A 13,186-nucleotide genomic window follows, 5' to 3' on the forward strand; every position below is an offset into this window, starting at 1 on the left:
ACAAAATCTGCTGGCGAAGGCTTGTGGATCGGTTAGGCATGGGCGGATGGAGAGCATAACGAGCCCGAGCGAGCTATCGAGCGATGACTTTGTGCGGCGCTTCGCGCTGCGCCCCGGCCAATTAATGTGGCTCCTTGGCGCGGGTGCGTCGGTTTCAGCCGGCATCCCCAGCGCTTGGGATATGATCTGGCAATTCAAGCAAACGTTGTTCGTTGCCCAACGCAAGGCGTCGCCGCAGAGTGTCGCCGATCTCGGTAATCCTGCGATCCGCGCGCTGTTAGACTCGCACATTGCGAGTTCCGAGCGACTACCGTCGCCGGGTTCACCGGATGAATACGCGGCGCTCTTCGAAGCAACCTACCCGGTGGAGCGCGATCGCACGACTTTTATTCAAGGCATGATTAGCGGCGCGAAGCTGGCCTATGGCCATCTTGCCCTCGCCTCGCTTCTAAAAGCGGGCCACACTCAGCTCGTCTGGACGACCAATTTCGACCACTTGATCGAAGATGCCTGCGCGAGAACGTATGGCACAACGGGCACGTTGAGCGTCGTTGCACTCGACGCTCCGGAACTGGCGGGGCAATTGATCGGCGCGCAAAAATGGCCCATCGCAGTGAAGCTGCACGGCGATTTCCGCTCGCGTCGGCTTAAGAACACGACCGATGAGCTGCGCCAGCAGGATGCGGCGCTTCGTCAGCAGCTCGTGGATGCCTGCCGACGATCCGGCCTCGTAGTCGCCGGCTACAGCGGACGCGACGATTCAGTGATGGACGCGCTTGAAACGGCGCTCAATCAGCCGGGCGGTTATCCTGGCGGACTGTTCTGGCTGCATCGCGGTAGCGATCCACCGCTCGGGCGGGTCATCCGACTTCTCCAGCGCGCCAGCGACGCGGGCGTTGAGTGCGGGCTGGTGCGGATTGAGAGCTTCGATGAGATATTACGTGATCTCGTGCGGCTGCTGCCCGCGCTCGACACATCCGCTCTCAACGCGCTGGCAACAGGACGGTCGCGCGTGTCGGGCGCTCCCGAGCCCTCGGGCCAGCGGGGCTGGCCCCTCATTCGGCTCAACGGGCTTGCCGTCACCATCCCGGCCAATTGCCGCAAGCTGGTATGCACGATCGAGGGTGTCGCAGCGGCGCGTTCGGCGGTCGCCGAGGCGAACGCGCGCCTGATCGTGACGCGCACGCAAGCGGGCGTGCTCGGTTTCGGCAGCGATGCCGAGTTCCGTCGAGTGTTCGACCCGTTCGGAATCACTGCGTTCGATCTGGCCACCTTCGAGAAGCGGCGCCTGCGCTATGAGTCCGGCGAACGCGGCCTGCTACGCGATGCCTTGGTAGAGGCGCTGTGTGCCGCCAAGAATGTTCGTGCGATCCGCCGCCGCAGCGCTGATTTGCTCGTGCCAGTAGATCCCGCCGACAGCGCATGGGATGGGCTTCGCGCGATAACTCATCAGACGACTGGCACCGTGCCCAAACACCCGGACCTGAAATGGCACGAGGGGGTCGGGGTCCGGCTTGACTGGGCAGACGACGGTCTTTGGCTGCTGCTTGATCCAAAGATCGTGTTTGAGGGTGTCACGGACGCGACCAAAGCGATCACCGCCGACTTCGCGCGCGAACGGACGGTGAAGCGCTATAATCGTGATCTCGATCGGCTTATCGATTTTTGGGCAAAGCGCCTTGCCGGCGAAGCGCTTCTGGCGCTGTCGATTGGCGACGGGATCGATGCTCGCTTCGCAGTCGGGAAGAACACGGCCTTCTCCAAGCTGGTGCAGCCATGACGAGCGAGATCGCCCCGACCATATGGTATCCCGAACCCGAGCTGGTGTTCCATCCCGAGCGAACGAGCGAGCGGGACATTCATCCGCTGCGCGGGCTCAAGCGGTTCGGCCCCCATTCGCGCGGATTGGTGCAATCGCCGATCCGGGTAGCGACGCTGGCCCCGAAGGGCGAGTCCGAGCGACTGTTCGCATTCATGCGTGAGCTGAGCCAGAGCGTGCGCCCGGTCGAGCGAACCGACTATCTGCCGGATTGGCCGGGCTTCAATACCGTGTTCGACATGCGCGTGACGGCGGCAACCAAGAAATGCCGTGTCGAGCTGGACGGATCGTTTGAGAGCGAGATGGCACAATCGGCGATGCCGCACGTGTTGCTCGCCGAACAGCTCGTTCGTGCGATCCAGCCCCTTGAGGCGTTCCGCAGCGACTTCGATGTCTTGTTCATCTACCTACCGCAGCGGTGGGAGCGTGGCTTCTACGGCGCGGGGGACGATTTCGATCTCCACGATCATCTCAAAGCCTATACGGCCGCGCGCGGGATGCCGATCCAGATCGTGCGCGAAGACAAGGCGCTCGCTTATCGCTGCCGTGCGAGCGTGATGTGGCGAGTCGGGCTGGCGCTGTATGCCAAGGCCGGCGGCGTTCCCTGGAAGCTAGCCGACGTGGACCCAGAAACAGCCTATGTCGGCATTTCCTATGCGGTGCGGTCGAACGGTGCCGACAAACCGCGATTTGTGACTTGTTGCAGCCAGGTGTTCGACGCGGAGGGCGCCGGCTTGGAGTTTATCGCCTACGATACCGCCGACGTGCAGGTGCAACGCGATAATCCCTTTTTATCGCAGGCTGAGATGTTCCGTGTCATCACGCGGTCGATGACGCTGTATCGTCACCGGCATGGCGGACGCTCGCCGCGCCGGGTCATGGTCCACAAATCGACCGAGTTCAAAGACGCAGAAGTGCTCGGCTGCTTCGAGGCACTACCGCTGTGCGAGGCGGTCGATTTGATTCAGGTGGTCGAGGATGTGGGCTGGCGCGGCGCGCGTTGGGAACGCGACCAAGCCAATTCGGGAGGTAAGGCGGCGGCGTTTCCAATTAAGCGTGGCTCACTGATCGGGCTTGGCGAGCGCGAGGCACTACTGTGGATGCACGGTGCCGTGGAGACTTTGGGACCGAAAACCTATTTTCAGGGTCAGCGCGGCACGCCGCGTCCGATCCGACTTGTCCGCCATGCCGGGCACGGCACGTGGGACGACAGCGCCCGCGCGGCGCTCGCCTTGTCGAAGATGAACTGGAACAATGACGGGCTGTATGATCCGCTACCCGTAACGATGAGTTATGCGAAGGTGCTGGCGCGCGTCCTCAAGCGCATGACGAATCTAGGCAGCACACCCTACCAATTCCGATTCTTCATGTAGTGAAAGTTCGTTGCACCCACAGGATTCGAACTTTTTGCCGTCGATGGCCGCCGTGCCTACGATCGTGTTAACACTGAGTTTTCGCTGATCGTAGCCTGTGCGGCTGACGCGCACAAACGGCGGCCGGCGGCGGAATTTGGTGCCCCGTGCAGGATAAACATAACGAATACATCCCGTTGTTCCTACTACCGTAGCGCCGCCAAACACCGAAACGAGCCAGCGATCGTCGCCGTCGAACGTCGCTTGCGCTTCGCCCGCAATCCGCACCCTTCCTGAACCGTTGCAGGATGGAGATATACGTGTTTCATTTCAACATCGGAAATGATACATATGCGTTATGGACGCTTCGCAAGACTCCGAGCATTGGCTAGCATTGCTGCACCAAATCCCTGCGAAGCCGCCCTATCTGCGTGTGAAAATCTGGCGCCGCTTGCAGGCGATTGGCGCAGTGCCGCTCAAGAACGCTGTTCATGTGCTCCCCCGTCGCGAGGAGAACGAAACCGCATTTCGCGACCTGCTGGCAGAGATCACGACCAGCGGCGGCGAGGCGGTGCTGATCGACGCGCAGATGATCGAAGGCCAGAGCGACGTTGAGCTCCGCCAGCTTTTCGACGCTGCGCGGGATGCCGATTATGACGAGCTGGCCCAAGCCGCACGGCAGTTGCTCGACACTGGGCCGGCGTCGGGGACCGAGATCTCAAAACTCCAGCGACGGCTTTCTGAGATTGTCCGGCTCGACTTCTTTGGCGCGCACGGTCGTCAAGGTGCCGAGGCGGCGCTGCGGGATTTGGACGAGAAGCGTTACGCCCATCCCGACGTCGGCCGCACAGGCGAAGCGGCTGCGGTGTCGCCCGCTGACCTCAAGCATCGCGTCTGGGTGACGCGGCGCGGCGTCCACGTCGATCGCATCGCCTGCGCTTGGCTGATCCGACGATTCATCGACCCCCACGCGAGCTTCAAGTTCGTCGATGGCAGGAGCTACACGTCCGATGCCGGCGAGCTGCGCTTCGATATGACCGATGCCGAGTTCACCCATGAGGGCGATCGGTGCAGCTTCGAGACCCTGCTGCTACGCGCCGAGCTGGACGGCGATCCGGGATTAGCCGCGATCGGGGAGATCATCCACGACCTCGACATCGGCGACGACAAGTTTGAGCGGCCGGAAACGCCGGGACTCAGCGCGATGCTGTCAGGCGTGTGCGCGACGTTCGATGACGATCTCCAGCGCATCGCCGGTGCCGGCGACGCGCTCGATGGCTTCTACGCCTACTTCACCCGGCAAAACCCGTGAAGTCGGGAGTCAGCGCAAGGCACTCGGCCCTCGGCCGAGAGATGACTGTTATAGCTTGAGGAACGTGGTGAATGCAGACAAATGTACCGAGCGAGGCTGTAGGTTCTGCGGAAGGTCAAGGCATTTTGCCGCAGCTTTCGTATGCACAGATCTTCGCCAAGTTCTTGCGGTTCGGTTTCCTGGCATGGGGTGGCCCGATCGCCCAAATCGCCATGATCCGCCGCGAGTTGGTCGACGAGGAACACTGGGTCTCAAGTGCCAGGTTCAACCGCATCCTAGCCGTGTATCAGGTGCTCCCCGGTCCGGAGGCTCACGAGCTATGCGTCTTCTTCGGCACGCTTCCTAAAGGAAAGCTCGGCGGTCTTCTTGCAGGCCTGGGATTCATGATGCCGGGCTTTGTCCTAATGTTCGCGCTGTCCTGGCTGTATCTCTCCACCGGGATCATGCAGACTGCCGCCGCAACCGCGGCATTTCTCGGAGTGCAACCGGCCGTCATCGCCCTGATCGTGCGCGCCGTGCACCGGATTGGCGGTCACATCCTGCTCGACCGCTGGCTTTGGGGTATCGCGGGCGTCGCCGGCCTAGCGGCCCTCGTCGGCACGCCGTTCTGGCTCACCCTGCCGATCGCGGGCCTCGTCTATATGTTCGCGACGCGCCGTCAGCGGGTGACGGCCGGCCTGCTCATGGCCGTGCTCGTCGGGCTCGGGCTCTACTTCGCCTGGGTCACTTTCGCCGGTCCGGTTGGTGGAGATGCGGTCTCGGCGCAACCCGTCGCAAACCAAGAACCGTCGCTGCTGGATCTTTTCATCTCGGGCCTCAAGGCCGGGCTCCTCACCTTTGGCGGGGCCTACACAGTCATCCCGTTCCTGCGTGCCGATGCGGTTGGCAATGGATGGATGACGGATGCGCAGTTCCTCGACGGGCTCGCCCTATCGGGGATTCTGCCGGCACCCCTGATCATCTTCTCGACGTTCATCGGATATTTCGGCGGCGGCCCACTCGGAGCGATCGTGATGACGATCGGCATCTTCCTGCCGGCATTCAGCTTTTCTCTGTTCTTTCATGACCAGCTTGAACGGCTGGTGGACAACGAAAAGATCAAGACCTTCCTAGAGGGAATATCAGCAGCGGTCGTCGGGCTGATCGCCGCCACGACGCTGGAACTAGGGCAAAAGACTCTCGTGAACGTGCCCGGCGTGGTGATCCCGCTCGCGATCTTCGCCGTCGCCCTCGCGCTCCTTTACGTGTTCAAGGCCAAAACGACGATCCTGTGGGTTGTTCTCGCCGCGGCGGGGGCGGGCCTCGTCCTGTTCGGATGATCGCGACGCACCGTCACTCTTACGCAGCCTAATCAATCATATTGGAAAGGACCGAATGTGACGATCGACAATCTCTCCCGACGCAGTGCAATCGCAACCCTAGGCATAGGAGCCGCCGCCATGACGATCAACGAAGCCTCCGCCCGGACGCCGGTCGCCACGCCGTCGACCGTCCCCGCCTTTGCCGGCAACCATCAAATCAAGCCGCTCAAGTTCGATCCGGCCAGGCTTGAGGGCTTGTCCGAGCGATTGATCACGTCGCACCACGAGAACAACTATGCCGGCTCGGTCAAGACGCTGAACGCATTGCGGCCACGGCTGGCCGCCGCGCTCGCCGATACCGAAGCGCCGCCTGCCATCTACGGCGGCCTCAAACGCGAGGAACTGCACCGTACCGGCTCGGTGGTGCTGCATGAAATCTACTTCGACGGGTTGGGCGGCGACGGCCGGGCGGCCGGTTCGGTCCGCGACGCCATTGACGCCGCCTTCGGCTCGTTCGCGACATGGGAGGCGGAATTCCGCCGCACCGGCATGAGCCTTGCGGGCGGCTCTGGCTGGACAATCCTCGCTTACAACGTCCACACGCGCTCGCTCAACAATCATTGGGCTTGGGATCACATGCACGGCGCTGCGGCCGGCATACCGCTGCTCGCGCTCGATATGTATGAACACAGCTTTCACATGGATTACGGCACCCAAGCCGCCAGGTATATCGACGCGTGGTTCAAGAACCTCGACTGGGAAGCGACCGACCGCCGTTATGCGCAGGCGATCGCCACCGCCAGCGCCTGAGTTGGAGAGCGGCGATGAACGGGAGGCGAGTGAAGTCGGCCTTGACCACTTGCCCCAAGATCGGCCTGTTGTGGCGAACCGACCTCCCCACCAGCCCTCTGGACGTGCAAAGCGCGCGCCAGTGGCCGATCATGGCAGCGCTGCGTGAGTTGGGCGGTGAGGTCGAGGCGATTGGATATGCCGACGAGACGGCTGGTACAACGCGCGACCGTCTGCTGACGTGCGATGGCGTGATGGTCTGGGCCGACCCGATCAGCGACGCCGGTGACCGCTCAAGGCTCGATCCGATTTTGCGCGAGGCCGCGGCGGCGGGCGTCTCGATCAGCGCGCATCCCGATATCATCGCGAAAATGGGCGTGAAAAGCGTGCTTCACGCCACGCGGGCGCTGGGTTGGGGCACCGACACACACCGCTACGCCGATCTGGAGGAACTGCGCGCGCTGCTTCTTGAACGCCTGGCTTCCGGGCCGCGTGTGCTCAAGGAAAATCGGAGCAATGGCGGCCGGGGCGTGTGGCGGGTCGAAGTTGCTGACCGGGGGGGTGGCGCCCAACCGATCGTTTCGGTCCTTCACGCCGCGCGGGACAGCGTTCCGTTCAAGATCCCCCTCGATGCCCTGATCGCTCGGTTCGCACCCTATTTTGAGCGCGGCGAATGCCTCATCGACCAACCGTTCCAACCGCGGCTCGGGGACGGCATGATCCGCTGCTATGTGAGCGAGGGCACGGTCGTCGGTTTCGGCCACCAACTGATCCGCGCGCTATTGCCGCTACCCGCGGAAGGGGTCGATTCTCCGAAGGCGCAGCCGGGGCCGCGGGTCATGCAGCCTGCCGACGCCGGCGCTTTCCAGTCGCTCAGAGACGATATGGAACAGTCGTGGATTCCCGGGTTGCAGCACATCCTCGCCATCGAGCATGACGAGCTGCCGCTCCTGTGGGACGCGGACTTCCTCTACGGGCCGAAAGACGATCGCGGCTCGGACAGCTATGTCTTGTGCGAGATCAACGTCAGTTCGGTCGCGCCGTTTCCGCCCAGCGCCGTGCGACAGGTGGCGGATGCCGCATACCGTCGCGCGGTCGCGGCGCACGAACGCCGTGTCGCCGGCCGAGGAACCACGGCTTCGCCGGCATAAACGTTCGCACGTTCCGGGATACGTTAGTCGGTCGCTGGACCAGCGAAGCGCCTTTCGTCACGCTCAGTCAACTTGATCCAGTATTCGAGCCGCCGTCACCGCCGGTGCCCGCGGCAATCTGATTTCGACCGCCAGCCCTGGCTGGAGCCGCGCAAAGGCCAGCGCTCCACGGTGCAGTCGGGCAACGGCGTCGGCGATGGCGAGGCCAAGGCCGTTGCCGGATGCACGCCGCGCTCGGTCCAAGCGCCCGAACGGGCGCAGCATCTCGGAGACCTCGCAATCGGATACGCCGGGACCGTCGTCGGCGACCGCCATCGTCAACGTGTCGGCCTGCTCGGTGACCGAAACATCGATACGAGCGTGCTCACCGGAGTATTTGAGCGCGTTCTCAATCAGGTTGGCGAGCGCACGCGCCAGCAGGTCGGCGTCACCGGCGACCAGCGCTTCTCGCGCTAAGCTCACAGAGATGTTGCGGCCGGAAGCCTCGATCTCTGCACGATAGGCATCCACCACCCGGTCAACGATCTCTGCCAGGTCGATAGGCTGAAATCGCGCGCGCGCGTTACCGGCATCAATCTCCGCTAGATCCAGCACCGCACTGAACAGCCGAAGCGCCTCGTCCAGCCCGGCCAACGCCTCACCCAGCGCCGCAGACCTGAGCTCTTCATCGTGCTGTGCCAACGCCAATTCAACAGAGTGCCTCACCCGCGTGAGCGGCGTGCGCAGGTCGTGGGCGACCTCCGCCGACACGCGACGGATCGTGGCTACCAGCGTGTCAATCCGATCGAGCATACGGTCGATGGCCAACGCGAGTTGATCAAGATCGGTGCGCGCATCGACCGGAGCGCCGGTCCGCGCCGAGAGATCGCCACGCTCGACTGCTCGGACGGTAACGTTGATCCGCTTCATCTGGCGCAGCGTCTGCCGCGTGGCGAAGAGGCCTGCGATGATGCCGAACACCAACGCGATTCCGCCAGCGGTCAGAATGGCCCCGAAAACAGCGTCGCGGATTGCTTCGCTTCGCTCCATATCCTCTCCAACGATGAGAAGGGATCCATCGGGAAGGCGTCGCGTCATCGCCAGCAGATGGACGCCCTCGACGCCGGGTTGCGGCGGAGGCTGGTCGATAAAGTGCCAACCGACCTTTCGCGGTACAATTTGGATGTCGCCGATCAGCGTGCGTCCATCTGGCCCAACTAAATAATACTCGGGCGACCCCGGCCGCTCGGCCTTCGCTCGAATTATTTCCAGTGCGCGATCAAGGCCTCCCCGTTGCGCTTCGAGGGCGATCACGTGCGACTCCAGCTCGATGCGATTTCGAGCCTCGCGCTCAACCACCCCGCGCGTTGCGATCCAGCCGCCGAGCGCGCCGGCGACCATGCTGATGACGAGCAGCAGCGCGTTGAGCGCAACAAGACGGGACACCGTCGAGCGCAACAGCCGGCTAATCACTCCAAGCGGCATAGCCTTCCCCACGCACGGTATGGATCAGGGGGGGATCGTCACCGCGATCGATCTTTGCCCGCAGCCGACTGATGTGGCTTTCGACGAGGTTCCTGCCAGGATCGAAACGGAACTTCCACACGGTCTCCAGCAGCATCAACCGCGTAAGCACGGCCGGCGAGTTCAGCATCAGTAGTTCGAGAAGCTGGAACTCGCGTGGGATTAGTTCGATGGGCGTGTTGCCTCTCCGCACCGTCCGAGCGAGACGGTCGAGTGTCAGATCGCCCAGCGAGAGGATGCTGGGCGGGCCGGCCGCCCGGCGCTGCAGCGCTTCAACGCGCGCGACCAGTTCGGCGATCGCGAACGGTTTGACAAGATAGTCGTCGGCTCCACCTTCAAGACCTTCGACTCGTTGGCCCACGGAGCCTAGCGCCGTGAGCATCAGCACGGGTGCTACGACTTGGCGACGGCGCAGCTCGGTGACAACCGATAGCCCATCCATCTCTGGCAGCATTCGGTCAACGATCAGCAACGCGTGAGCACCGCTCACGGCGCGATCAAGTCCGCTTTTTCCGTCGTCCTCCCAATCGACGGCGTGACCGCGAGCACGCAGCGCTTCAACAACGGCGCTCCCCGTGTCCTCGTCGTCCTCGATCAGTAGTAGGCGCATAATGCCCGAGGCATCTCCTCTGTTGTTTGCGCCGACCATAGCCGCGTGCGAGCAGTGCCGACAGTGCGCCAATGTCGTTTGCCGACGGCTGCGTTCGCACAAGAGTTCGATCGCCTTCTAGTGCAGAATGCCGCCAGCGGACCTTGTGAATCTACAAGGTGCCTTGCGGTCGGCGCCGATGCATGAGTGTCGCAGCTTTGGCGTGCCCGAGGAGGCATCGACCATGATCTCATTATGCATCAGGAGTTGAAGCAAAACTATGCGGACGGTGCTGTTATCGGGGTTGGCCACGCTGCTACTAGCCGCACCTGCTTGGGCGGCACCGGACTGGGCGAAGGTTGACGCCGCGCTGGGACGCCCCGGCGTCGAGCAGCCGGACGGAGTTCGTCGCTACGGATTTCCTCGCTCCGACCTGCGCGTTGTTCTGGATGGCGTATCGATAGAGCCTTCGCTGGCGCTCGGCTCCTGGGCCGCGTTTCAGCCTATGGGGGACGAAGTGATGGTAATGGGCGATCTTGTGCTCACGCACGAGGAAGTGAACCCTGTGATGACGCGCCTTTTGCAAGGTGGATACACCATCACCGCGCTCCACAATCACCTGCTGCGGTCCGCGCCCGGCACCATGTACATGCACATAGCTGCGCATGGCGATCCGGTAAGGCTGGCGGCGGCGCTGCGCCAAGCCATTTCCGCAAGCCGCACACCGATCTCTCCACCGTCTCTTGGAGCGGGAGCACCGTCTCGCCTCAATCTAAACTCCGATGCTCTGGACGAGCTGATGGGAGCCGAAGGCAGGGTCAATGGTGGCGTTCTGCAATACAGTATTCCCCGTGCGGAGCGGCTCATGGATGGCGGCATGGTGACGCCTCAATCAATGGGAACTGCGACCGCAATCAATTTTCAGCCCACCGGCGGCGGCAAGGCGGCGATCACGGGCGATTTCGTCCTCATCGCGAGCGAAGTAGACCGCGTCCTTCGAGCGCTTCGAGCGAACGACATCGAAGTCACAGCGCTTCACAACCATATGTTGAACGACGAGCCGCGCCTGTTCTTCCTGCACTTCTGGGCCAATGACGACGCGGCAAAGCTGGCGCGCGGTCTCCGCTCGGCACTCGACACAATGAACAATCGAAAAAACTAAGAATCGGACGACGGCCAGTCGGGCCGCGACCGCCGCCCGTTCATCCCCCGGCCCCGAAGGAAGTGGAACGGAACATGGCTAGCAAACGAACTCTCGTCATCGGAGCCAGCGCTGCTGTGTTGACGGTGGCAGGCGTGGCGCTCGCGGCGCAGCAGAACCATGAGGCGAACGAGAACCGCATTATCGGCGAGCATAGCGAGAAGGAAGTCGCACTCGACCAGGTGCCGGTGGCCGCGATGAACGCCGCGCGCACACGACTCGCGTCTGTCCGCGAAGCCGAGCTGGTAACCAGAAAGGCGGACGGCAGCACGCTCTACGAGATCGAAGGCAAGGATCAGGCTGGCAAGAACGTGGAGCTGTTCGTTACGCCGACAGGCCAAATCCTCGGGAATGAAAACGACAGCGATGAGGATGGCGACTGAACTCTCAGTCGTCTGAATGGGCCTGAATGGGGGTAAGGCCCATTCTTTGAAAACACCATCCGAGGATCAAATATGTTTAGGACTGTCGGTTATTGCATCGGAGCGTGTGTATCATCCGTCGTGCTCGCTGCTTCGAGTTATGCGCAAGAACAACCGATTCACACAAACGGCTCTGAACTCGTTGCAAGCTGTCGCGCCAACAACCCAGCGTGCGGCGCATACCTTCAAGGCGTGCTGGACATGATGATAGTGGCGCGGGGTAGCGAGTGTGGGGCGCCGCGTTACGATCGGAATAGATTGCGTTCAGCCTATCTGCGCTGGGCAGAAGACAACAGCTACTTCATGGACGTTCACATGGTTGCTGGCGCCGAACAAGCATTGGCTGAAGCTTGGCCTTGCGCGCCGCGACGATAGGAAGAAGTTGCATCATCCCAATCGCTCCACAGCGGCGCTCAGATAGGAATTGTTTCTGGCAGGTAGCTGGTATCACCGAACGGAGTAAGGAGTTCTGCTTGCCATTTGAAATCCGCCAGCTTTGTTATGCTATCGCCGCGGCGGACCATGGTAGTTTTTACAGAGCCGCCCGGGCACTTGATATTGAACAATCGACCCTCAGTCGCTCCATCTCGAAGTTGGAGCGCTCGATCGGAATGTCTATCTTCGAGCGGTCGCGGGCTGGGGTCAAAACGACGCTGGCCGGAGCCGCGTTCATTCGTGGCGCGCGACCAATGGTGGCAACGGCAGATAAGCTAGTCACCATGATGCTCGCAGCCGGCCAGGGCCGCGCTGGCGGTCTATTGCTCGGGTACAATAGCTCGGTCTCCGCCGGCAATCTCCGGGCGACCCTCATTAGCTGGCGCGAGGCGCATCCTGACGTCGAACTGGAATGCGTCGAGGCTGATCGCAGCGTTCTGCTCGCTGGGCTCGACACGGGCGAAATCGACGTAGCGATCCTGATGGGGACGCCCAGCCACAACGGATTTCGCTGCGAGCCGCTATGGAGCGAGCGGATGCTAGCCGCGTTGCCCGCCTCGCATCCGTTGGCTAGACGGGACATAATTCACTGGACGGATCTTCGGGGCGAGCACTTCCTTCTGCCCGCGGCCGATCCCGGCCCTGAAATCCGCGACATGTTGCTTGGCAGACTTCCAATCTCGGGCGGTAAGCCTGACATCCGAATGTCGCGGGCGAGCCGTGAGACCGTGCTGAGCATCCTCGGCGTCAACTCGGGTGTTACCATTGTCTGCGAGGGATCGACCGGAGCGACCTATCCTAGTGTCGTCTATCGGCCGATTCATGGCGAACAAGGACCGGCACTGACCGGATACTCGGGTTGCTGGCGAGACGACAATCGCAATCCAGCGTTGCGGCGCTTTCTTGGATTTATCAAGGCCCGCTATGCGCTCTCTTTTGATTTCTCGCCAAGATTCCAGTAAATTAGGCGGCCAGTCGGTGGAGTAAATTTTTGATGTCGCAAGGCAGGACCATCATCATCGTGCTTGTCACTTTGGTCATCGGCTTCGCAGGCGGCTTTGTCTTGCGGCCGGTCATCGCCCCCCTTAGCCAAACAGCCGTCGCCGTCAGTCCGGCCCCGGCCGCGCCGCAGCCGACCGCAGCGCGCGGGACGCAGTATTTTGCGGCCAATATCGACGAGGCTCGGCAGATCGTAGCAGCGTGTCGAGACGGTTCGGTGCGCGGTGATGAATGCGCCAACGCCGAGCAGGCAGTTATCGAGGCCGATAGCCGCGATCGCTTCAAGCGTTTCACCGGCAACTGAGAAGCCGGG

13 protein-coding genes are annotated in these 13,186 nt (G+C 62.3%); 11 read left to right on the forward strand and 2 right to left on the reverse strand.

What is annotated here, in order from left to right; translation table 11 throughout:
* Window positions 1-46 precede the first annotated feature (46 nt).
* From GGQ63_RS14250 to GGQ63_RS14275, 6 genes are all read left to right on the forward strand, one after another.
* Entirely contained in the window at window positions 47-1,780 is a 1,734-nt protein-coding gene (locus GGQ63_RS14250) for an SIR2 family protein (RefSeq protein ID WP_054725867.1), read from the forward strand.
* Complete coding sequence (locus GGQ63_RS14255; RefSeq protein WP_088712621.1) at window positions 1,777-3,192, forward strand: argonaute/piwi family protein; 1,416 nt, start codon at window positions 1,777-1,779, stop codon at window positions 3,190-3,192. Before GGQ63_RS14250 ends, GGQ63_RS14255 begins: the two co-directional genes overlap by 4 nt.
* A gap of 337 nt (window positions 3,193-3,529) precedes the next feature.
* Window positions 3,530-4,483, forward strand: coding sequence for a chromate resistance protein ChrB domain-containing protein (locus GGQ63_RS14260; protein WP_054725861.1), 954 nt, complete (start codon window positions 3,530-3,532; stop codon window positions 4,481-4,483).
* 71 nt (window positions 4,484-4,554) lie between these two features.
* Window positions 4,555-5,802 carry a chromate efflux transporter gene (chrA, locus tag GGQ63_RS14265; protein ID WP_082395458.1) on the forward strand — a complete coding sequence of 416 codons (1,248 nt, stop codon included), beginning with the start codon at window positions 4,555-4,557 and terminating at the stop codon, window positions 5,800-5,802.
* Between the two features lie 120 nt (window positions 5,803-5,922).
* Window positions 5,923-6,594: a superoxide dismutase gene (locus tag GGQ63_RS14270; protein ID WP_153876138.1), complete on the forward strand. Its 672-nt coding sequence runs from the start codon at window positions 5,923-5,925 to the stop codon at window positions 6,592-6,594.
* 29 nt (window positions 6,595-6,623) lie between these two features.
* Window positions 6,624-7,724: a Cj0069 family protein gene (locus GGQ63_RS14275; protein ID WP_125974159.1), complete on the forward strand. Its 1,101-nt coding sequence runs from the start codon at window positions 6,624-6,626 to the stop codon at window positions 7,722-7,724.
* Window positions 7,725-7,787: 63 nt separating this feature from the next.
* Here the strand turns inward: GGQ63_RS14275 and GGQ63_RS14280 are convergent, their stop codons facing one another.
* Window positions 7,788-9,188 (reverse strand): sensor histidine kinase, encoded by a 1,401-nt coding sequence (locus GGQ63_RS14280; RefSeq protein ID WP_054725851.1) that lies wholly within the window; start codon window positions 9,186-9,188, stop codon window positions 7,788-7,790.
* Window positions 9,169-9,837, reverse strand: coding sequence for a response regulator transcription factor (locus GGQ63_RS14285; RefSeq protein ID WP_054733083.1), 669 nt, complete (start codon window positions 9,835-9,837; stop codon window positions 9,169-9,171). The genes GGQ63_RS14280 and GGQ63_RS14285 overlap by 20 nt, the downstream gene beginning before the upstream one ends.
* A 259-nt stretch (window positions 9,838-10,096) precedes the next feature.
* On the opposite strand from GGQ63_RS14285, the gene GGQ63_RS14290 reads away from it, so the two are divergent.
* From GGQ63_RS14290 to GGQ63_RS14305, 5 genes are all read left to right on the forward strand, one after another.
* Window positions 10,097-10,978 carry a DUF1259 domain-containing protein gene (locus GGQ63_RS14290; RefSeq protein WP_054725847.1) on the forward strand — a complete coding sequence of 294 codons (882 nt, stop codon included), beginning with the start codon at window positions 10,097-10,099 and terminating at the stop codon, window positions 10,976-10,978.
* Window positions 10,979-11,052: 74 nt separating this feature from the next.
* A complete protein-coding gene (locus tag GGQ63_RS14295; protein WP_054725844.1) occupies window positions 11,053-11,400 on the forward strand; it encodes a hypothetical protein in 348 nt (115 codons plus the stop codon).
* Between the two features lie 72 nt (window positions 11,401-11,472).
* On the forward strand, window positions 11,473-11,814 hold the full coding sequence (locus GGQ63_RS22420; RefSeq protein ID WP_224199557.1) for a Rap1a/Tai family immunity protein: 342 nt from the start codon (window positions 11,473-11,475) through the stop codon (window positions 11,812-11,814).
* A gap of 98 nt (window positions 11,815-11,912) precedes the next feature.
* Window positions 11,913-12,836: a LysR family transcriptional regulator gene (locus GGQ63_RS14300; RefSeq protein WP_158514424.1), complete on the forward strand. Its 924-nt coding sequence runs from the start codon at window positions 11,913-11,915 to the stop codon at window positions 12,834-12,836.
* 29 nt (window positions 12,837-12,865) lie between these two features.
* Window positions 12,866-13,177: a hypothetical protein gene (locus GGQ63_RS14305; RefSeq protein WP_425502079.1), complete on the forward strand. Its 312-nt coding sequence runs from the start codon at window positions 12,866-12,868 to the stop codon at window positions 13,175-13,177.
* Window positions 13,178-13,186 lie beyond the last annotated feature (9 nt).

The sequence above is a fragment of the Prosthecomicrobium pneumaticum genome, from assembly GCF_014199915.1.
Lineage (GTDB): Bacteria > Pseudomonadota > Alphaproteobacteria > Rhizobiales > Kaistiaceae > Prosthecomicrobium > Prosthecomicrobium pneumaticum.